This is a genomic window from Kibdelosporangium aridum (assembly GCF_900176515.1).
Lineage (GTDB): Bacteria > Actinomycetota > Actinomycetes > Mycobacteriales > Pseudonocardiaceae > Kibdelosporangium > Kibdelosporangium aridum.
This window is the reverse complement of the sequence record NZ_FWXV01000008.1, coordinates 496,671-517,289: the sequence shown is the minus strand read 5'-3', so window position 1 is coordinate 517,289 and position 20,619 is coordinate 496,671. Positions and strand designations below refer to the sequence as shown.

Annotated in this window: 22 protein-coding genes; 7 read left to right on the top strand and 15 right to left on the bottom strand. The window is 63.9% G+C overall.

Going from position 1 to position 20,619, the window contains the following annotated elements; genetic code table 11:
- Positions 1-153: 153 nt before the first annotated feature.
- The 11 genes from B9C43_RS38150 to B9C43_RS38100 are packed head-to-tail and all read right to left on the bottom strand — an operon-like array spanning position 154 to position 11,412.
- On the bottom strand, positions 154-1,317 hold the full coding sequence (locus B9C43_RS38150; RefSeq protein WP_084431818.1) for an MFS transporter: 1,164 nt from the start codon (positions 1,315-1,317) through the stop codon (positions 154-156).
- A 1-nt stretch (position 1,318) separates the two neighbouring features.
- A complete protein-coding gene (locus tag B9C43_RS38145) occupies positions 1,319-2,260 on the bottom strand; it encodes a Gfo/Idh/MocA family protein (RefSeq protein ID WP_084431817.1) in 942 nt (313 codons plus the stop codon).
- Positions 2,257-3,051, bottom strand: coding sequence for an HAD family hydrolase (locus tag B9C43_RS38140; RefSeq protein ID WP_235039088.1), 795 nt, complete (start codon positions 3,049-3,051; stop codon positions 2,257-2,259). Before B9C43_RS38140 ends, B9C43_RS38145 begins: the two co-directional genes overlap by 4 nt.
- 2 nt (positions 3,052-3,053) lie before the next feature.
- A complete protein-coding gene (locus B9C43_RS38135) occupies positions 3,054-4,403 on the bottom strand; it encodes a condensation domain-containing protein (RefSeq protein ID WP_084431815.1) in 1,350 nt (449 codons plus the stop codon).
- Positions 4,404-4,431: 28 nt separating this feature from the next.
- On the bottom strand, positions 4,432-5,700 hold the full coding sequence (locus B9C43_RS38130; protein ID WP_084431814.1) for a pyridoxal-phosphate dependent enzyme: 1,269 nt from the start codon (positions 5,698-5,700) through the stop codon (positions 4,432-4,434).
- On the bottom strand, positions 5,697-5,954 hold the full coding sequence (locus B9C43_RS38125) for a phosphopantetheine-binding protein (protein WP_084431812.1): 258 nt from the start codon (positions 5,952-5,954) through the stop codon (positions 5,697-5,699). The genes B9C43_RS38130 and B9C43_RS38125 overlap by 4 nt, the downstream gene beginning before the upstream one ends.
- An 8-nt stretch (positions 5,955-5,962) precedes the next feature.
- On the bottom strand, positions 5,963-7,387 hold the full coding sequence (locus B9C43_RS38120; protein WP_084431810.1) for an AMP-binding protein: 1,425 nt from the start codon (positions 7,385-7,387) through the stop codon (positions 5,963-5,965).
- Positions 7,388-7,397: 10 nt separating this feature from the next.
- Positions 7,398-8,555, bottom strand: coding sequence for an acyl-CoA dehydrogenase family protein (locus B9C43_RS38115; RefSeq protein ID WP_084431808.1), 1,158 nt, complete (start codon positions 8,553-8,555; stop codon positions 7,398-7,400).
- The gene (locus B9C43_RS38110) at positions 8,552-8,803 is read right to left on the bottom strand and encodes a phosphopantetheine-binding protein (protein ID WP_033393851.1); all 252 of its coding nucleotides are present in this window, start codon (positions 8,801-8,803) and stop codon (positions 8,552-8,554) included. Before B9C43_RS38110 ends, B9C43_RS38115 begins: the two co-directional genes overlap by 4 nt.
- A 10-nt stretch (positions 8,804-8,813) precedes the next feature.
- The gene (locus tag B9C43_RS38105; RefSeq protein WP_084431806.1) at positions 8,814-10,058 is read right to left on the bottom strand and encodes a pyridoxal phosphate-dependent aminotransferase; all 1,245 of its coding nucleotides are present in this window, start codon (positions 10,056-10,058) and stop codon (positions 8,814-8,816) included.
- 19 nt (positions 10,059-10,077) lie between these two features.
- A complete protein-coding gene (locus B9C43_RS38100) occupies positions 10,078-11,412 on the bottom strand; it encodes a KamA family radical SAM protein (protein ID WP_084431805.1) in 1,335 nt (444 codons plus the stop codon).
- A 277-nt stretch (positions 11,413-11,689) separates the two neighbouring features.
- Here B9C43_RS38100 and B9C43_RS38095 point away from each other — a divergent pair, with 277 nt between their 5' ends.
- Genes B9C43_RS38095 through B9C43_RS38065 form a run of 7 tightly spaced genes read left to right on the top strand, consistent with a single transcriptional unit; the run spans position 11,690 to position 17,221 of the window.
- Positions 11,690-12,541, top strand: a complete 852-nt coding sequence (locus tag B9C43_RS38095) for a hypothetical protein (RefSeq protein ID WP_084431803.1) — start codon at positions 11,690-11,692, stop codon at positions 12,539-12,541.
- A gap of 2 nt (positions 12,542-12,543) precedes the next feature.
- The gene (locus B9C43_RS38090; protein WP_084431801.1) at positions 12,544-12,792 is read left to right on the top strand and encodes a phosphopantetheine-binding protein; all 249 of its coding nucleotides are present in this window, start codon (positions 12,544-12,546) and stop codon (positions 12,790-12,792) included.
- Entirely contained in the window at positions 12,789-13,862 is a 1,074-nt protein-coding gene (locus B9C43_RS38085) for an acyl-CoA dehydrogenase family protein (protein WP_235039083.1), read from the top strand. The genes B9C43_RS38090 and B9C43_RS38085 overlap by 4 nt, the downstream gene beginning before the upstream one ends.
- Positions 13,859-14,383 carry a 4'-phosphopantetheinyl transferase family protein gene (locus B9C43_RS38080; RefSeq protein WP_084431799.1) on the top strand — a complete coding sequence of 175 codons (525 nt, stop codon included), beginning with the start codon at positions 13,859-13,861 and terminating at the stop codon, positions 14,381-14,383. The genes B9C43_RS38085 and B9C43_RS38080 overlap by 4 nt, the downstream gene beginning before the upstream one ends.
- Positions 14,380-15,228 (top strand): hypothetical protein, encoded by an 849-nt coding sequence (locus B9C43_RS38075; RefSeq protein ID WP_084431797.1) that lies wholly within the window; start codon positions 14,380-14,382, stop codon positions 15,226-15,228. Before B9C43_RS38080 ends, B9C43_RS38075 begins: the two co-directional genes overlap by 4 nt.
- Positions 15,228-15,701 (top strand): flavin reductase family protein, encoded by a 474-nt coding sequence (locus tag B9C43_RS38070; RefSeq protein ID WP_051898172.1) that lies wholly within the window; start codon positions 15,228-15,230, stop codon positions 15,699-15,701. The genes B9C43_RS38075 and B9C43_RS38070 overlap by 1 nt, the downstream gene beginning before the upstream one ends.
- Positions 15,698-17,221 carry an AMP-binding protein gene (locus B9C43_RS38065; RefSeq protein WP_084431795.1) on the top strand — a complete coding sequence of 508 codons (1,524 nt, stop codon included), beginning with the start codon at positions 15,698-15,700 and terminating at the stop codon, positions 17,219-17,221. Before B9C43_RS38070 ends, B9C43_RS38065 begins: the two co-directional genes overlap by 4 nt.
- Position 17,222: 1 nt before the next feature.
- Here B9C43_RS38065 and B9C43_RS38060 read toward each other — a convergent pair whose 3' ends face one another.
- The 4 genes from B9C43_RS38060 to B9C43_RS38045 all read right to left on the bottom strand — a co-directional run bounded on the left by B9C43_RS38060 (position 17,223) and on the right by B9C43_RS38045 (position 20,439).
- Complete coding sequence (locus B9C43_RS38060; RefSeq protein ID WP_084431793.1) at positions 17,223-18,101, bottom strand: LysR family transcriptional regulator; 879 nt, start codon at positions 18,099-18,101, stop codon at positions 17,223-17,225.
- The gene (locus B9C43_RS38055) at positions 18,025-18,921 is read right to left on the bottom strand and encodes an inositol monophosphatase family protein (protein ID WP_084431791.1); all 897 of its coding nucleotides are present in this window, start codon (positions 18,919-18,921) and stop codon (positions 18,025-18,027) included. Before B9C43_RS38055 ends, B9C43_RS38060 begins: the two co-directional genes overlap by 77 nt.
- Positions 18,921-19,379: an NUDIX hydrolase gene (locus B9C43_RS38050; RefSeq protein WP_033393838.1), complete on the bottom strand. Its 459-nt coding sequence runs from the start codon at positions 19,377-19,379 to the stop codon at positions 18,921-18,923. Before B9C43_RS38050 ends, B9C43_RS38055 begins: the two co-directional genes overlap by 1 nt.
- A gap of 112 nt (positions 19,380-19,491) precedes the next feature.
- Positions 19,492-20,439, bottom strand: a complete 948-nt coding sequence (locus B9C43_RS38045; RefSeq protein WP_160096985.1) for a LuxR C-terminal-related transcriptional regulator — start codon at positions 20,437-20,439, stop codon at positions 19,492-19,494.
- Between the last annotated feature and the right edge of the window lie 180 nt (positions 20,440-20,619).

Genomic DNA, 20,619 nt, shown 5'->3' with positions numbered 1-20,619 from the left:
CATACGGTTTAACAGCGGGATATACATGACCAATGTGTCGGGAGTCCATATATCTGACATGATGCTGACTTCAGAGGCTCCCTGGTTATTCGGCGATATCACGGGATCTCATGCTCGGAACGTTCACGTCGTCCGGACTGCTCTGAGCGGGCTCTATGCATTAGCAGCTTTGCGGCGGGCATTAGTCCATCGGTCAGCGACCGATACCAGCGCACCGGCAAGCACGATAGCTGCTGCCAGAGTCATCGTTGTGTGGCCGCCGAACGGGCTGAGCACGCCCGCGAGTGCCGCACCTGCCGCAGCAGCCGCGATCTTCATGCCCGCGAAGGTGATGAAGACTTGGGCTCGGGCATTCTCCGGTGCGTAGTCTGATCGAGCCGCCAAGGTGGCTGCGACGAACGGACCGTTCATCACCCCTGCCACGCACACGGCGATCAAGGCAATCAGGTAGCTCGGCGCCAGTGCGGCCACGATCAAGGCGATTCCCATCGCGGTGACATAGCGGATCACCAGCTTTTCCGCCTCTGTCTTGTGTGGATGGACCGTGACCGCCAGTGAGCCGGCGAGACTGCCGGCACCGAAGACAGCGACCATGATGCCGCCGCCTGTGACGCCATGGTTCAGTTGGGTGGCAAGCAAAACGGTGACTACAGGTAGGGCGCCGAGTCCAACGGCCATCAGCGTGGTCGCTGTCGCGACCCGGCGCAGGGGCGCCGAGCGCCACAGCAACGCAAGCCCAGTGGAAATACGTATGGCGGTATCGCGTTGCCCCACCCGGAATTGCCGAGGCAGAAAGAGCGTCATCACAGCCGCCACAACTGCGGCTGCGGCGCATACCAGCAGTGCGAACCTCGGACCCAGCAAGACAACCAGCCCGGTCACCATCGCCGGCCCGAGCGTGCTTCCCACCCCATAAGTCAGACTGTCGAGGCCCTCAGCGCGACGTTGATCAGCAGCGATACCGGCGAGCTGGCTGCTCAAACCACCTGTCAGCATCGGCCCGCAGGTCCCGGCCAATACGATCATGGCGATTGAAACTGCGAGCGGCACGTGCCCAAGCGAAACTGCGGCAAAGCCGAGGGCGACAGCGTACGCGGTGAAGGCAATCGCCAGGATCTTTCGTCCATCCGCGGCACGGTCGAGAAGCGGTGCGGTGAGGAAGCCGAGCACGTGTGGAGCGCTCAGGGCGGCTACAAGCAAGCCGCCGACCACTGCTCCCGCATTACTGGCGGCAGCCAGTGCGACCAGGCCGACCGCCGCTCCGCCGTCGACCGTGCGGACGATCGTCGCCGCCAGCAGATAACGAGCAAGAGGCACCTCACGCCACCGCCGACACCGGCACTGTGTCCAAGATAGAGCTGATCACATGGTGAACAGGCAGAATGGAGCGTCGCTCAGCTCTGCCGCAAATGTCACCACCCACTATGTCGAGGAAACGATCAAGCTGTGTCTCCAACGGGGTCCGTGCTGAGACCAGATCTGGCGTATCCACAATGGTGGAGTCCCCAGCTTGCCGGACCACAAGCACCTCGTTGTGCAGCAGGTCCACCTCGACTACGCGGTCGATCTCGGTGATGACGATGGTTCTCAGCCTGCGTTGGTCGACCCGGCTCGCGGAGGCTGTGGCCAGCCTGCCACCGGGAAACCGCAGCACGGCGTCGACGACGTCCTCGGCTCGTTCGGCTGATTGGGAGTGGAAGTAGCCAGTAGTCGCGTTGACTGTGTCGGGCAGCCGGCCACCGAACACACGCAGAGCGACATCAATGTCGTGCACGAGCAGATCCCACGCGACCCCGGTCCGGATACGACTCGCGTACGGTGCCCGTCGCACCGACGTCATGTGCAGCGGCGAATCGACGATTGTCATCGCAGTCATCACGGCCGGGTTGTACCGCTCAAGCAGCCCACACATCAACGGGATGTCCCGTTGATCGGCGAGCCGCACAACCTCACGGCACGCCGCGAAGTCGTCGCACAGTGGCTTCTCGACCAGCAGCGGCTTGCCCTGCCGCAGGATCTGCACGGCGAGGTCGTGATGCACCTCGGTACACGCGGCAACCATCACCGCGTTCACATCGGACAACGTGTCGAGTTCAGGACGCCAGGCCGCACCGACCTGCTCGGCGACAGCACGTCCGGTGCGCTCACAGGGATCGACCACGCGAATCAGGTCGCACCGCTCATTGGCAGCGATGACTTTTGCATGTCGCGCCCCCATCCGTCCTGCGCCGACAAGCAAAACACGTAGCCGAGCACTCATCGGTCCACCTCCTGCCTCACTGGGATGACCCGCTCCAGCACCTGTGCCACACCGTCTTGAGCGCAACCCGGTGCGATCTCGTCGGCCAACTCGTGCAGTCGGTAGTCGGCGTTGCCCATCAGTACGCCACGACCGGACCAGCGCAACATGGGGATGTCAGCCGCGGAGTCCCCGAACGCGATCACTCCGGCCGGAGTGATCTGGTGTGCCGCGCAGTAACGCCGCAAGGCCATCACCTTGCTGACCCCCGGAGCGACAAGGTCGACGACTCCCGGGAAGTAGTGGCCGACATCCGCCAACCCCGACACCAGGCTTCGCAGTGCGGGAAGCGCGGCGTCAGTCAAAGACGGGCCCACACCGAACATCTTCAGCACCGGTCGGTCGATCCGGTCGATGGTGTCGTGGTATCGCTCCCCTGCCAGAAATCTGCCGGCATAGTTCTCTTGGTATCCCACCCGATCGTGGTGAACCCAGCCGAGTTGCACCCCTGGGAAACGCGCAGAGATGACGGCCGCGACGCGCACCGCCACACTGGGAGTGAGTGCGCGGCTCCAGGTGATCCGACCGGACGGCAAGTCGCACACCACGGCTCCGACGCAACACACCGCGGATCCAGTCAACCCAAGCGTTCTGGCCAAGTCGAGGACCGCGACTGGATGTCTGGCGGTGACGAACAAAACGCGACATCCGGCGTGACGCGCTCGTGCCAACACGTCACGGGTCCGATCCGAAACCGTCCCGTCTGGTCGCAGCAGTGTGCCGTCCAGATCTACGGCCGCGAGCCGGGGCACGTTCACGGCAGTGCCCGGGAAAGCCGGGTCGCAGGCGGTTGCTCGAGACAGGCCAGCATGTCGGTAACGAAGGAATCAGCCCACTGCTTTCCGTAGCAGTCGGTCCGGTAGCGGAGTTCCACTGTGGCCGTCCGCGCATGTTTGTGGACGATCACGCGCAGGCCACCGCGAGGGACCTCCGGCATGGGGACGCGGACTGTCTCAACGGAAATGCCGTCTGGTTGTCGCAACCTTGTATTGCGGTCGTCAGCCAGGTCGAAGTTCAGGTACCGCGGTATCGGCGCACCGCCTCCCCGGTGCCGGATCCCATACTGGTGCGGTGCCAGTTCCCGGGTGATGAGTGCGTGCGGGATCTGCTGATGCCACATCGCTTCCCAGAACGTTCGCGCCTCACGCCGAACGAGTTCGTCGAAACTGGGATCACCACTGAGGTCGGTCCGCAGCACGGCCGGTGTCGCCAAGTAGCCGACCAGGTTCTCGGTACCAGGCATCACACGGTTGGCCAGTGATCCGAACGTTGTGACATCGCACCCAGCCATTCGCCGCCATGCGGCTGCTTTGGTAGCGGCCGAGAACACGACCACGAGGCTCGTTGTGTGCTGTTGCGCGAGTTCGGTCAGCCGCGCCGTGAGATCGTGGTCCACCTCGGCTGTCGCCCGCGCCAATCCGACTGGGGCGTTGACCGGGGCATCTGGATCTGTCAGCCCGGAAGCCGGAATCGGGTCCACTCCGGCAAGTTTGTCCCGCCAGTAACCAAGCAGCCGCTCGAAGTTCTTTCCGGTCAAGTAATCCCGTTCCCATGCGGCGTAGTCCGGGAACTGGATCGGCGACTCCGGCAGATCCGGTGGGGTGTCCTTGGCGATCGCGTCGTACACGACGAGTAGTTCGTTGAGCAGCAACGAGACAGCCCATCGATCCACCACGTACTGGTCGAGGACAATGCCGAGGAAGTGGCGCTGCCGGTGGACTCGGACCAGCGCGCATCGGAACAACGGCCCCGCAGCGAGGTCGAACGGCTCCAGAGCCACCTGAGCCAGCAGGTCGAGTGCCTGCTCGTCGGAGTCGGCGTGGCAAGCGATGAGTGGTTGCGGTATGTCCGGGAGCACTCGCAGCGTATCGTCCTCCGGGAAGGTGATCCGCAGCCCTTCGTGGCGTCGCACCATCAAGGCGATGGCCTGCTCGATGGCGTCGACGTCAAGGGGACCGTCGATACGCAGGCCGAGCGTCACAATGTTGTTGACGATGTGGGTGTGGCGACCCGCGACGAGCCTCTCCTCTTGCGCGAAGGACGCCGGAAGCCGGCCGTGGCGGGGCGCGATGGTGATGTTTCGTCGATGTCGGGCCACAAGCATGGCATTCCCCTTGTCGTTGAGAACTCGATCAGTGAACGGGGGTCAGGCCAGCTGTCATCGCGGTGATCTCCTCATCCGTCGGCGCCGCATCGGTGTGCAGTTCGTCGTCGAGATACGCTCGCCACGCGTCGGTGTCGTACGAGCCGTGGTCCGTCAGGCAGAAAACGACGGGTCTTCCGGCATTCACCGAGTCGCACGCCTGCCTGCACGCCTCGTGCACGGCGTAGGCAGCCTCCGCGGAGACCAGAATGCCTTCGGTGGTCAGCAATTTCCTGGCGCTGTCGAAGACCGGGCGCTCGTCGTGCGCCACCGCTGCCAGGAGCCCGCGCCGATACAGTTCGCTCGCGAGTTTCGGTGCTGCGTGGTACCGGATTCCCTCTGCTTGGATCGGGGCGCCACGAAAGCGACTGCCGAGCGTGAACATACCGGCTTGTGGGCTGGCGCCGGTCTCGTCTGTCGAGTCGAACGCGAACATGCCCCGGGTCAGAACCGGATAACTGGACGACTCGACGAGCACTATGCGCGGTTCACCGCCGTTCTGCAGGAAAGGCAGACCCAGTCCGCCGATGTTCTTCGCGCCGCCGAGATATCCGACGAGCACTGGCGCCGCCGTCTCGCCCTGCTCGGCCAACTGCTGCTTGGTCTCCAGCCCGATCACCGTGCAATGCAAGATCGCGAACGGCTCACTACCACCGAGGATCCACCGGCTCCCGGGGATCGAGGCGGTCGTGCTGACGGCTTCGGTCATGGCATCGACCAACGACGTTCGTCGCCCTTGCGAAGCATTGGCGCGGATCACTTCAGCACCGAGGAGTTCCATCACCGTTCGACGGCCGGGTTTCCGGTCGTAGCTGCGGGGCACCATGTAGATCCTGCATCGCAGACCGAACCGTTGTGCGGCAGCCGCAACCGCCGTGCCCCATTGGCCGGCGGCAGTGCTCGTCACCAACGTCTCCACGCCCGCGCGCGAGTAGTAATAGGCCTGCGCCAAGGCAGTCAGATACTTGTGTGAGCCAGCAACGTTGCCAGCTTCGTATTTGTAGTAAATCGGCGTCTTGGCACCGATGGCACGTTCCAGGTTGTGTGCGCGTCGCAAGGGAGTTGGCCGCCATTCCCGGTACGCGGCCAGCACCGGTTCCGGGATCGGGTCCCATGTGCGCAGTGGCATGCTCTGCCGGACCAGCGATTTGGGAACTTGCGGCGGTCGAGTGCCGGTCATGCCTGCTGACCGTTCCTTGGACAACTCGATGCGGCGGTCGGCCAACACGTTGTACCAATGTGCTGGAACCTCGATCATGACAGGCTCCCAGCGCAGTCGCGAGCGATCGAGACGATGTCCCGCACGGTACGGATGTTCGCGGACATAACCTGTTCGTCGTCGAAGTCGGCGTCGAGTTCGTCCTCGATGCAGACCAGCACGCGGATCAAACCGAGCGAGCTCAGGCCGAGGCCTCCGCTGCCCAGCTCGGTGTCCATGGTGACCGGTCCACCGGTGTACTCCTGCGCTTCCTTGGTCACGATCCGCACGACCGCGTCCTCGATGCTGTCCATTCGTCCTCCTAGCCCACCAAGGCCTTCCGATCGATCTTTCCGTTGTGATTGAGGGGAAGTTCGTCCACACGCGTGTACGTCCGCGGGACCATGTAGGGCGGCAGACGAGTGCTCAACCACCTCGCGAGCTCGTCGTTGCCGACATCCGCACCGATGTAAACAGCGCTCAACTCGGCACCATCCGACAGCAGGACTGCTTCGTGAACACGCGGATGCATGCGCAGAGCGGCCTCGATCTCGCCCAGTTCGACCCGATAACCGTGCACTTGGACCTGATTGTCCAGGCGTCCTCTGTGGACCATGCTGCCGTCGGGCCCAACTGTCACACGGTCACCCGTCCGATACCAGACGTCGTCCGGCACACGGCCGGTGCCCTCGTATGACGCCGCGACTGTGTCATAGCGGACGAACCGGCCAATGTTGTTGCGTTCGTCGAGGTAGCCGTCGAACCGTTGTACACCACGCACACAAAGCTCGCCATCGTCGGACGATCTTCCTTCGGCATCAAGGACGAGGTGATCGAGGTGGGGGTAGCAATGTCCGATGGGGACCGTTCGGTTACTGGTCTCCGGCCATTGTTCCGCGTCCTTTGCCAGCCGGTAGGCCGTACACGTCACCGTCAGTTCGGTCGGCCCGTAGAGATTTTCCAGGACACTGCCCGGCGCGGCGGCCGACCAAGCCCGCGCCTGCTCCATCGTCAACTGCTCACCTGCGAACAGGCTCCAACGTAGTCCGGGCATGCTTCCAGGAGGCAATCGACGCATCCGAGCGGCCAGCGAAACCACCGATGGCACGGAGAACCAGTGGGTGATGCCCTCCCGGTTGACCAGTGTGACCGGGTCGTTCAGTTCATCGCGTTGCGGGACCACCACAGTTGCTCCCGCTCCCCACGCGACGAAGAGATCGAAGACCGAGGGGTCGAAGGTCAGGTCGAACGTCTGCGAGAGTCGGCAGCCGGGCCGGACTTGATACCGTTCGATGTTGTAGGCGACGTACGCCGACACGTTCCTGTGCCGGATCGCGATCCCTTTCGGCCGTCCGGTGGACCCGGAGGTGAACAGCAGATAGGCGACGTCACCCATGCTCGGCGGCCTGCCGTCGGTGCACACTAGCTCATGCGGAACATCCGCGATGATCACCGAAACACCGGCCTCCCGGCAGATGATGTTGTTGCGTCGCACCGGGAACCGGGGATTCAGCGGAACGACGACCGAGCCGGCACACAGTGCGGCCAGATATCCGATATATGCCAGCGGACTGCGCGTGGCCAGCACGCCAACCCGCGAGTGCCCGTCGAGCCGGGCGGCCATGACTTCGACCGCCTCGCGCAGCTGACGATAGGTCCATGCGGTGTCACCCACCCGCAAGGCCTCGGCGTCAGGATGCCTCCGAGTGGATCGTGCGAACCAGTCGTAGAGCGAATACTCAGTCATCGTCCCTGCCTCACACGTGCCTGACGTCGCGATCCATCAGCACCAAGGCGCCGTCGGCGGCGTGCAACCTGTCGTTGCCATAGTTGAGTGACGCCGAGCGCAGATCGCGCAACGCCCGTTCCAGCTTCAACGCGGAGTCACACAGGTATCCGTGGCGCAAGCCGGCCAGTTCGATCAAGTCGTCCACCACGGCGACGCACTCCTTCGAGGCGGTCAGCTTGACCGCGTTCAAGAGCAGCTGCACCCGAGGTGTGGAGATGTCCGCAACGCCTGCCGCCAGGACGTCCGTGGCATGCTGAATGAGCGCGTGCACCGTGTCCAGCCGCTGCCGCGCCTGGGAAAGCCGGTGCAGCAGGAGTTCGGAGTTCAGATCTCGGCGCTGCCGGGTGTCCCGCAACATCCGTACGGTCCGCGCCAACGCGCCGTCGGCAGTACCGAGCCAGCATGAAGCCCAGCCGAGGTGGGCGAGAGGCGCGAAAGTCCGCACCGCGATGTCGCGGAAGGCGCCGTGCCGCCCGACTACCTGATCCGCTGGGATGTCGCCGACGATTTTCATCGGAATGCTGTGAGTCGCCCGCATTCCCAGTGGGTTCCAATCACCCACGGCACTGACGTCGAGCTGTGTCCGATCCGCGTAGACCAACGACACATCACTGCCAGATCGCGCGTCCGGCGCACGCATAGTGATGAGGAACCCATCGGCGTACGCGCCGCCCGTCACCACAGGGGCGAACCTGTCAATGTGCAAAGTAGACGCATCGCGGGTCAGCTCAGCTTGTGAGGTAAGAAGATGACCACCTTTGCCAGCCTCCGTGGTCACCGAGGCGAGGTACAGCTGGTCTCGCGCGATGCGTGGCAGCAGCGCCGTACGAAGACGGCGGTCCGCGTGCTCGACTACTGCCATGACTTGCTGGCAGTGCATCGCAAAGATCATCCCGACCGACATGCAGTCTCTGGAAAGTTCTGCCGCGATGGTGAACATCTCGGCCGGTGTCGCACCGAGACCGCCGTATTCGGATGGGACCACGAGTCCGAGAAAACCACGGTTCCGCAGCGCGTCCAACGCCTCGATCGGGAATCGAGCCTCCCGATCCGTTGTGTCAGCGTGTTCTCGTGTGACAGCGCGCACCTCGGCGAGTGCGTCGTCTGTCCTGACCGCGGCTTTCATCGCACGGCTCCTTCCCGCAGACTGCGTTCGAACATCGCGCACAAGGAGTCGATCCGCGTGAGGTTGTCCGGTGTGAGGTCGGCGGGATCCACCGTCACCCCCAGTCTCGTCTCGACCCTCTCGAGGATCTCGACGAGCCGGAACGAGTTGAAGGTGGGCAGATCGGTTAGGGTGCCGGTGCCGGGCTGGACCCCCAGCACCTGTGCCGCGGTATCCGCGACGATCGCGTGAACTTCGTTGTGACGCACGGTCTTCTCCTCACCGGCACAGTTTGGTCAGGCCTTCGTCGATCCGGGTGAGAGCAGCGTCGACATGAGGCAGACGCAGGGGATCGTTCGCGTCCAACGCCATCTGCTGCTCGTGCGCACTCTCCCCGTACAACATGCTCGTCGCCGCCTTGAACCGCAGTGCCTGGTCATCGTCACCGAGATGGTGCCCTGGCAGAACCGCGATACCTGATTGCAGCAGCAGTTCCCGGCTCAGCGACGCCGAACACGACACTCCATGGCCGGCCAGCCGGTCCCGCAGTGGCTCGAAGTCCGGATAGACGTAAAAACCACCGGTGGGCCGTCGGCACTGAGCGCCCACCGAGATCATGATCTCGTACACCGCATGAGCGACAACGCCGTGCAGGCGGGCACAAGCGGCCAACTGCTGACGAATCTCCGGCGGCTCACTGAACGCGTACGCGGCCACCGCCTGCATGGGACCGGCCAATGTGGACCACAAGTCACTGGCCACCGACGTGACGTCCGCGCGAAGCCGTTCCCCCACTGCGCTGTCGGGGAAACGCGCCGCGCCGATCCGCCAGCCGCCCACCGCCAGACTCTTCGACAAGCCCGTCGTGACGACCGTCCGATCGGGCACGACCTCCGCCGGACTGACCAACTCGGTCCCCGGCGGATGCACGAGGTCGCGGTAGATCTCATCCGAGACGAGAAAAAGGTCTTCTTCCTCCGCCAGCCGGCAGATCTCACGCACCCGCTCTGGCGACGCGATGGTGCCCGTGGGATTGTCCGGCAGCGTCAGCACCACGGTCCTAGGGGCACGACCGAGGGCGCGAGCCGCGTGGATCATCCCCCGGAGTGCGGCCGGATCAGGAACACCGCCGCACTCCGCCGGGATCGCGACCGGGAACACATCCTTGTTCGCGAGCTTCGCCTGCGGCGCGTAGCTGTTCCAGCATGGCCGTGGTAGGACGACATCGCCAGGCAGCACGTGGTTCAAGGCCATCAGCAACGGTTTACTGCCTGGCGCCAGCACGATCTGCCCCGGCTGGGTGGGCAGGCCCCTGCGCGTGAAATATCCGGCCACTGCCGCGCGGGCCTCTTCGCACCCTGCGACAGGTCCATAGGCGTTGCGGGTCGCCCCCTTGATCAACTGGTCGGCGAGCGGACCGAAGACCGGCAGCCGTGCTTCACCGAACCCCATGTGCACGATGTCGTCGCCGGCCGCTTGCCGTTGCGCCACATACTCATTCAGCGCCAAATTCGGGGACACCATCCTCTGCACCTTTCGTTCGTCAAGCACTCGCTCGGACAGGGCTGGGCCTGCCGAGCACGGCAGCAGCGATGTCCTGTGGCGCGGTGAGATCCAGCTGCAAGTCGGTCAGCCATGCCGCACTCGGCGAGTAGAGGGCCCGGAACGGCCTGCCGGCCAGCGACGGGTCGCGCGCCTGCAGCATCCTCAGTTGGAAGAAACGCCCCCGCGGGGTCGTCTCGACACCATCGATGATCACCTTGCCCGGTGTCGCCGACATGACTGGACCTCGCACTGTGCGGGCCAGGCCGGGTAACTGCCGGTAGGCCTCCTGGAAGAGGCGAACCGCCTTGGCGAGTGGCACCTTGAAGTACTCGTGTGGCCCGGTGTCCCGTTCCACGAACAGGTAATACGGCACAGCCCCTGCCGCCAGTTCCGCGCGCCACAACTGCGCCCATGTCGCCGCGTCGTCATTGACGCGGGCGATCATCGGGGCCTGGCAGTACACGACCGCTCCGGTCGACCGGATCCGCGAAACGGCCGCACGCGCGAGGTCGGTCCGCAGCTCTCGCGGGTGGCTGAAGTGGGCCATCACGGCGAGATGCCTGCCGGAGCGGACCACACTCTCGAAAAGCCGCAGCACGTCGTCGGCATCGTTGTCCGTGACGAACCGGTGCGGCCAGTACGCCGGCGATTTCGTGCCGATACGAATCGTCTGGACCGATTCGACAGCCAACAAGGGCATCAGGTGGGAAGCGAGCCGCTCGGTCGACATCACCATCGGATCACCGCCGGTCACCAGGACGTCTGTGACGTCCGGATGGCAGTGCAGGTATTCGATCAGTTCATCCGGCCGGGCCGCGGCGAAGCGCAGATCCGCGTCACCGACGAACTGGGCCCAGCGGAAACAGTAAGTGCAGTACGCGTGACAAGACTGCCCCTGTCCTGGGAAATAAAGAACGGTTTCCCGATATTTGTGTTGGACACCGGCGATGTCCGAGCCGTGCAGCCTGGGCACATTGAGCTGTTTCTGCCCGGACGGGTGCGGGTTGAGGCGCGCGCGAATCCGGTTGACCAGCTCGCGGGTTCCGGCTCGATCACCGGCCACCTTCGCCAGCCGCCGTTCGTCTTCCGGGCCCAGCATTCCACCCTGCGGGAACATCAGCTGGAACATCGGATCGGCGGGGACATCGCCCCAGTCGATCAGGTTCTCCAGTACGTAGTCGTTCACCCGGAACGGCAATACCTGGGAGATCAGCCTGATCGCCGTGGTGATCTCGGGTGTCAGGCCGTACCGTGCCGAGATCTCGTCGAGCTGGCGGGGTCCTTTGGCACGAAACCGTGCCGTATCCGCGCTTGGGAATGCCGTCAAGACCATCCGGGATTCCTCCGGTCTTCGCAAAGCTGAGGCACTTCGAATAACGTCACGGTATCGGATCCCACGAGCCGATTCAGATCGAGTCGATAGAAGAATCCAATGACCCGATAAACTACAACCGCATACCCGCGACAGGTCCGGCAAAACATCTCTAACATGATTCTTTCAGCACCGACAATAGGCGCATAAGCAGGACGTATCGCAATGCCGCGACATTCCCTTGCGACAGACTTGGCGGCTGGACTTCACTGAGGAGAACCGAGTCGGAGGAGTCAAGATGACCAGCCTGCTCCCGATTTCGCGGCCGGAGACCACGGTGCGATCCCACCTGCTCGACTGCATCCAGGCCAATCTCGCGGTGCTGGCGGACCGGTGGCACGGCCCGGACACGCACCTGGCTCTGGGTGCGGCGTTGCGCTTTCGGCCGAGGACAACAGAAGACGGCCTGCCCACGGTCGAACCGGAAATGGTGCCCCAAGTGACCGAGGCATGCGCTTTGACCGGCATGACCGTCGACGCACGGGCGCGCTTCACCACACCGGGTCAGCTACGCGACCTGGCCGAACGCAACACGTCGTTGTACGTGGTCGCGGACGCTTTCGAGATGCCTTGGCTGCCGTATTTCGGACAGCGCCACATGGATCACAGCTTCCTTGTCGAGCCTGTGGGCGAAAAGGCGATCGTCGTCGACGCCTACCACAACCAGACGCAGTGGGGTTCGGCAAGCCCAGGCACCTGGGAACTGCAATGGGACGAACTCCCCCACCGTGGCCGCGTAATGGCCCTCAGCCCCAGGGACGTCGAAACCCCGCACCCCGTCGTCCAGGTCGAGCCCCCAGCCAGGTACCTGGCTGCCTACGACGACTATCCGGACCGGCAGCGGTCACTCGACCGCCTCTGCGTCGAAACATGGCTCTTGGCCAGGTCACGCGCCTTGCACGCCGCCTTCCTCGCCGCGCACGGAACGCGTGTGCCTGACGAACACCTGCGGCGGTGGGAACTGCTGGCGGGCCAAGCGTTCGTCGCGATGCGGCGAGTTCAGCGGGGTCACGCTGAACCGCCAGGTCTTCTCTCGACACTCGCCGCCCTGCTGGCGGCCGACCCGGAGATGTTCAGGAAGGACACCTGACCATGGACGAGCGCTTCACCCGGCTTCTCAAACCTTTCCTGCAGTACCTGCATGGCCAGGAGATCACCGCTGATTCGCAGTTGCGGGCACTCGGCCTCGACTCGATGAAATCCATCGAACTGCTCTTCGCGATCGAGGACGAGTTCGGTGTGTCCTTGCCGGACGAGGATCTCAACGACGACACGTTCGCCACGGCCGGCAGCCTCTGGCGTGCCGTGGCATCGGCCCCGAGCACATCGGACGCGGCGTGAGTACCGCGGTGGCCGCACGGAGCAACACAACCGGGGCACAGCTCTGGGCCATGCTCGGCAGATCGGGTTCCATCGCACAGATCTACCAGGACGGTGACCCCGCCGCTGGGGTGGATCCCCGCCGACTAGGTGAGCTGCTGGCCACTGTGGACGAAACGTCGACGATCGGTGCGACACTGGCCGTTTGTGTACAGCTCGCGACCGCTGTTCCACTCCTGGCAACCGGCGGCGAAACCGCGCGCCAGGTACTGCTCCGCGCCTTGGACGGAGACTCGCTCGTGGCTCTCGCAGCCACCGACGAGGCAGCTGGTTCGGACCTGACCGCGCTTGCCACTGAGGTCCGGATCGAGGAAGCCGGCATCGAGGTCCACGGCACCAAGAAGTGGATCACGAACGCCACCTGCGCCGACGAGATCCTCGTACTGGCAAGGCACCGTCATGGGCGGCACTTCGCCAACTTCACCTGGATACTGGTGCCCGCCAGCGCGCCCGGCGTCCAAGTCGAGTCCGCTGACACCGAACTGTTCGACGGCTCCGGCACCGGACACATCCACTTCGACCATGTGCGGCTGCCGCGTGATCGGCTGGTCGGACGAGTCGGCCGAGGCCTACCTGCCTTTGCCACGCACATCGCAGTGGAGCGCCTCGCCGGTGCGCTGTGGGGTGTGGCGCTCTGCCGACGAGTGCTGGCTGACACCAAACAACGCTTGCTCGCACGCCCTCACGGCGGTGCCACTCTGTGGCAAATGGACAGTGTCCGGCAGCGGTTCGCCGTCTGCCTTGTCCGCACGCGGCAATTGCATGCGCTGACCTGTGAGCTCATGGACAGAGTCGCCGTTCGGCACGACACCACAGCAGCGGCGATGTTGAAGAGCTCAGTGGCTGACACGCTGGATCACGTTCTCGGTGAGTGCGGCCATCTGCAAGGCGCGGAGGGGTTTTCCAGCACCGGCGCTCAGAAACTGCGCGCCCAGGCCGCTTTGTTCGGTGTCGGCGGCGGCGCGACCGAAGTTGTGTTGTCAGTAGTAGGTGACAACGCCGACGCTGTACTCGAGGAACTCTCGCCATGATGCCCACCGAGGTCGTCCGCGGCGTGTGGGTCACGACTGGGGAGGTGAGCACACCGGGATCCCGGCATCCTCAGGATGTGAGTTATGCGAGGCACATGCTTGCTTGGCGGGCCAAGGAATTCCTAGCCGGCCGAGCCGTGCTCAGAGCTCTCATCGCCCACGTTGAGCCCAATGCCGCTACTGCCGGGATACTACTTGGCCCCAACGGCAAGCCCGCGCTGTCCGAGTGGCCTTCGCTGGGCATCAACGTGTCTCACGACGGTGATGTCGTTGCCGCCTGTGTGTCAGCCCAGGGCCCGGTTGGCATCGATGTGCAAGATCCAAGCGATCGCACTGAGGCCGCGTGGATCTGGACGGCCCAGGAAGCCTGCGTGAAGGCCGAAGGCAGCGGAATTCGCGGCATGCCCAGAACGGTCGACGTCAGGCCGTATTCCACGACCGGGACCTGGAAGGCGTACCGCTGGCTCATGCTGCGTCACCTGTCCGCGATTCCACTCAGCTGCGCGTGGAGGCAGCAATGATGCTCTCCTGCTACACCACCAACTTGGTCGAGTACCTCGGCGCGACCGCCGTCCAGCGGTTGGCCCGCGCGATCCGGCTGCACGTGCGAACCGATCTGTCCAGCGGGGATCTGGCCTTCTCCCACCACAAACGCATCGACCGCGAGCACGGTTGGGAACTGGCATACCGAGGTGTAGTGCATTGGCCATCGGCCCTTGACGGACTGGTCACGGAGCTGTCCAAGCACGGCGCTGTACTCGCGGTCGGCAACACACGCCACCTTCCGTGGTCTCCGAACTACCGATCGACTGACATTCCCCATTGGATACTGTTGACCGACTGGGATGGGACACAGTGGAGAGTGGTCGACAAGTTCGACGCACAACTGCCCAGCGGACAGCAATCGCCGTACTGCGGCTGGCTGCACGAAGACAAGCTCCGCAGCGCCCTCACCCTGCCAGCGAATCTCGACAACCACCTCCTGCTCCGCGACGAGCATGCCTTGGGCACACCCACCGCCGTGCCGACCCAGTGCCGGCACCGCTGGCTGGTTCGGCAGACGTGCTCAGAGCGCCGGCCACCAGCGGGTCGCTGGCTGACAGATCCCGCTGATGTGCTTGAGTACCTCGGCGACCGGCTGGCCACCGATCGCAGGGCGTTGGTCCACCACGCTGACGACCTTTGGGCCGCGGCACGCCACCACTGCTTCCAGCGGACGATATTGGATGACGGACCCACCGCGGACTGGGTCGGCCTGCCTCGCGCTTTGCGATTCGCTGTCGAGTCCGCGAGCCGGGGCCGAGACCGGCCGGGAGTCGTCGCCGCCGCCTTCCGCCGACTGCTGAGCACCGAGGTGCGAGTCTGATGCCTGAGCGCACAGCCTTCCGCCAGGCGATGTCCCGGCTCGCCAAGTCGGTGACAGTCGTCACGGCCCCAGGCCCATTCGGTTGCACCACAACGGGAGTGCTCTCGCTGTCGGTGAGTCCTCCGGCCATGTTGGTCTCCCTGCGCAACAACAGCAGCACACTGAACGGCTCCATCCGTGGCGGCTCGTTCGCGGTCAACGTTCTGTCCACTGGCCAGGACGAGCTGATCCAACAGTTCGCGACCGGTGATCCCGCCACGCGGTTCGCAGGCGTCCCGTACTCGCTCCACGCGGGTGTGCCTCTGCTGACCGATGTAGCCGCGATCGTGGTCTGTTCGGTGCGTCAGACTGTCGTGCTCTGGGACCACACCCTGCTCATCGGTACAGCCCGCGATGTCCGGATCGGGGGCAAGCCTCCCTTGCTCCTGCTTGACGGACACACAACGACTACCAGGCAGAGGAAAACCGCATGACTTCGTTTCACCGGCCGGACGAGTGTTTCCACGAATACATGCTGGCTGCTGTCGAGTCGTCGCCGGACAGCGCCGCAGTGGTCGAGTTCGTCGGTAACGACGACGTTCGGACAACCACCTACCGCGAACTGCAGACCCATGTGGGCGACTATGCGGCCGTGTTGGGTGAACTCGGCATGGACGTCGGAGACCGGGTTGTCATCCAAGCCGACAACTGCGAACCGGCCATCGCGATGATCCTCGCATGTTCGACATTGGGCCTTCCGTTCATCCCGGTCAGTCCACGGACCCCTGACCAGCGTGTACAGTCCATCGTGGACCTTGCAGAACCAGCGTTGTTCCTTCGGCACAAGGGCGAGGCAGGGATCACCGGGTCAGCAACCGGCACAGGGTGCTTCGACGAGAACGAACTCGTCATCGAATCTCGTCCAGCCCACCGAGTTCGTCGACGTCATGAGCTCACAGTCACCGACACCGCCTACATGATCTTCACGTCCGGGACGACTGGATGTCCCAAGGGTGTCGTGATGAGCCACCGTGGGGTCACCTCGTTTTACCGCGGCATGCTGCGGCATGGGATCGCCGGACCCGGCGACCGGATCGCGAGTACCTCCCCGCTGCAGTTCGACTTCTCCTTACTGGACATCGGCTTGGCGCTGGGCAGCGGAGCCGCTGTCGTGCCCGTTCCCAGGAACCTGCTGCGTTGGCCGACGAGATTTCTCCGAGTCCTGCGGGATACGGAAACCACACAGGTCAACGGTGTGCCCGCAATCTGGCGTCAAGTCCTCCAGCACGCGCCCAGCAGACTTGCGGAGCTGGGATTGCGCGGAGTGCTGTTCTCCGGCGAGGAATTCCCGGTACACGAGCTTCGTCAGCTTCGGCGGCTGCTGCCCGAAGCACGGATCGTCAACTGTTATGGCAGTACCGAATCGATGGCAGCGTCGCTGGTGGATGTACCGCAGTCGATCCCCGAGCGGCTATCCATCGGTCCGGCGCACCACGGCGCCGAGATGATGCTGGTGGGTCCGGACGGGCGGTTGGTCGAGGATGAAGACGTCATCGGCGAGATCCACTTGCGCAGCCCAGCACTGTTCAGCGGGTACTGGAACGACCCGCGTGCCACCGAAGCCGCGCTGGTGCCCGATCCTGTCGAGCCCCGGTCCGGCCAGAAGGTGTTGCGCACCGGGGACAAGGGTTGCTTCGGGCGCGGCGGAGAACTGTACTTCCGTGGCCGTGTCGACAGCCAGGTGCAGATCAGGGGCAACCGAGTCGAACTCGGTGAGATCGAGCGCAGGCTGGTGGACTTTCCCGGAGTCAGCGCCGCCGCCGCCGCGCTCACTGACGAGGAACTGACCGCCTTCCTGGTCACGGCCACGGATTGCGACGAACGGGATCTCACTTCGTTCTGCCTGGCGGCATTGCCCGACTACATGGTGCCGCACCGATTTCACACACTGCCGGAGCTGCCCTTGACGGCCAACGGGAAGGTCGACCGCAAGGCCTTGTCCGCGATGGTGTGAGTCAGCACGTCTGTTCGCCCACTACCTCCACCACCGCGTCCACCAGTGCGTCCAGGGCCGCGTTCACACTGTCGCGCCGCCACACGATCTGGGTGTAGGTCTCAAACGGCGGGGTCCAGTCGACGAGGCCCAGTTTTCCGTCCCTGAGTTCCTGCGCCACCGCGATGGCGGGCAGCAGCGCGACACCCATCCCATTGGCGACGCTGCGCTTGGCCGCGTCGATGGAATCCAGCTCGAACGTCCGCGGCTGCTGCCCGAGGGTGCTGTCGAAGCGAAGGTGGTACTCGCCGCTGGTATCCGCCCGGATCAACGCCGTGGCCAGAAGCTGCTCCGTGGTCACGCCGGTCTGGTCGAGCAACGCGTGATCCGGACCCGCCACCAGTGCCAGCGGCTCCCGGCACAGGACTTTGGTCGCCAGGTCGGGATAGTCCATGACGGTGTCGACGAGGAAGGCACAGTCCAACCGGCCATCCTTGACATGGGTGATCGCTTCTCCGCAGGCCGGCGGGTGCATCGACAGCTGCACTCGCGGATATCGCAGGTAGAAATACTCGACGACCGGGAGCAGCCGATAAGTGGTCAGCGCCGCGACCGTCCCGATGTCGATCCGCCCGTGCGGCTGTCCGTCGGCCGCGACTGCCGACCGGGCGCGGGCGGTCAAGGCGATGATCTCACGCGCGTACGGCAAGAACTCGGCTCCGGCGGCTGTCGGCCGGATCCCGGAGGGCAACCGGTCCACCAACAGCGTGTCCAGCCCTTGCTCCAACGCCTTGACGCGAGTTGTCACCGTGGGCTGAGACAGGTCAAGTCGCGCCGCCGCTCTGGTGAAGCTGCCGGTGTCGATCACCGTGACGAATGCCTCGAGCTGGCGTGTCTCCATCTCCCCAGTCCCTCGATTCTGTGAAAGCGTTGACCAGACCAACGAGATCGTCGTGCCAGGTACCGCCGCTGGCCAGCACTTCGAAGTTGTCGTGGACGCGTTGCGCGGGCCTGTCGTAGCCGATCGGTGAACCGTCCAAAGTGGTGTATTTACCGCCACCTTCCTGCACCAGGACGTGCGGTGCGACGCAGTCCCAGATGCGGTTCGAGCGATTGATGTAGGCGCCGTAGACGCCACATGCCGTCATGACCGCGTCGAAGGCGCTGTTACTGGCTCTGATTCCGGCGCAATGTGGCGCGATTCGCGCCATCAGCGAACATTCCCAGGCACACTGACCAGCTGAATGGATGTCGAACCCGTACGCGACAAGCGCTTCGGACAAGTCGGTCGGCTGAGCCGGCGTCAGCCGTGTTCCGTTGCGGAACAAGCCACCGCCTCGTTCCGCCAGGTATGTCTGGCAAAGCGCCGGCATGACGACGCCGCCCGCGACGGGCCTGCCGTCCTCGACAAGCCCGATCATGATGGCGTAGAGCGGGCTGCCTGCGGCGAAGTTGCTGGTGCCGTCGATCGGGTCGAGAACCCAGGCGCATCTGCCCTTGTCAGCCAGGACGCCGTTCTCCTCCTCAATGATCGTGTGCTCGGGGAATGCCCGGCGGATCCGCTCCGACATCAGCGACCCAATCCGCAAGTCGGCCTCGGTCACCACCTGGTTGCGATCCTCGCCTCGGCCGCTCGCTTGGCGTCCGCCGAACATCCGGCGCGCCACCTGTGCCCCAGCCGACAGCACCGAGTCGATGAAGTCGAGATATCCCGCGGTCATCACGCCACCTGATGGCCGCAGAGATATCGCTCGATGATCGGTAATTCTGGGGCGATGATGCCGTGCGGCAGATCGACCGGCGCGAAGAACCTCGCCTCGATCGCTTCCGTCCGATCGACAGTCACGCGTGAACCGCGTGCGACACTGGTGTAGGCCGCTGTGACGTTGAAAACCTGATCTCCATTGGGATAGCGGAAGAACTGCTCAGGCCCGGAGAACGCGCCAAGAAGGGTCATGTCGCCGAGGCGCAGCCCGGTCTCCTCGAAGACCTCACGCCTCCCGGTCTCTTCGAGGGACTCCCCCGGTTCCATGAACCCGCCAGGCAAACCCCAACCGCCGGTGTCGGCACGGGCCAACAAAAGGATCCGGTCCGTGCCGTCCCGCACGATCACCGCGGCACCAGGAAGGATCAGTGGCCGCACACCGACCAACGAGCGCAGCTCTTGGATATACCCCATCAGTTCCCCTTCGTCCGAGGCCCCTGAGGTAAAGCCAATCGCCCGTCACCGGACCGCTCAACTCGACGTCAACAAGCGGACACCGATGTTTAAGGGCACTAGGTGACAGCCTTCAGACCCAACCACGGCGAGCCGCCACCACACCCGCCTCAAAGCGGCTGGTCGCCTCCAAGCTGTCCATCAGGCTCGCGATCTTACGTCGAACAGTGCGCACCGAAAGCCCCATCCGGCGTGCGATCTTCTCGTCCTTTACACCTGCCCCCAGCAGATGCAGCAGAGTTCTGTCCTCGTTCGACGGCAGGTTTGGCTCCTGCTCGGAAAAACCTTCGACATTTTGGGACATAGCCCACCAGTTCTCAAAGAAAGCATGCATCACGTGCACGAGCACCTGGCCGCGCACTATAAAGAAAACAGCCCGGTCATCGTCGATGATACTGACTCGCCGGTCGAATATGTGCATTTCCAGCGGTGGCGCCGCCACCGCGCGGATCGGCATCGTCGTGATCGGCCGTACCGCTGCGGCAATGTGCGATGGACAAATCATTCGCACGTCCACACCACGCCGCATGACACTGGCATGAACGTCCACTATCTCCTGCCAACTGCCCAACGAGCCGTGCAGCCCGGTCCACATATGCAGCACTTCTCGCCTGGCACTCCTGGCAAGATTCAATATGTGAACGTATCCGGCCTCCGTAGTGGAGAGCACGTCCATGGGCACTGGATGCGCGTCGTCGGCAGCAGCCAGCGACTCTCCGAATAGGCGGGAGAACCTGTCGTGGAGTTCAGTGAGCTCCTGCTTGCGTTGGGCGTACTCGAACTCGACACCTGCCCGGAGTCTCTCGAACATGACGTCAGGCCCAGTCGGCAGGATACGGATGTCTCCGCTCATTCCCACCGCGAGCAAACCAGCCAGCTGAAGCCGGTCAAGGCGATCCTCGACGATTAAACTCGGAACTCCGAGAGCACGCTCTACATCTTCCGATCCACACCCCGAATTACGCACAATATATCGATAAATCTGCATGGTCAGGCCATCGACATCCCTGGCTTTCAGCATGAACGCCTCCCCCATCACATGCCACGCCGCAAGTAACAAATGCTAACATGACCGCCACATATGGACAATCAGAAGAAAAACAAAAGATTATCGAAAGAGTCTGACGCGCGAGGAGCATCCAAGGAGGTAGTCAACACGGAGAACCGTCAACAAGGTCATAAAGCCGACTTCATGCGGTAG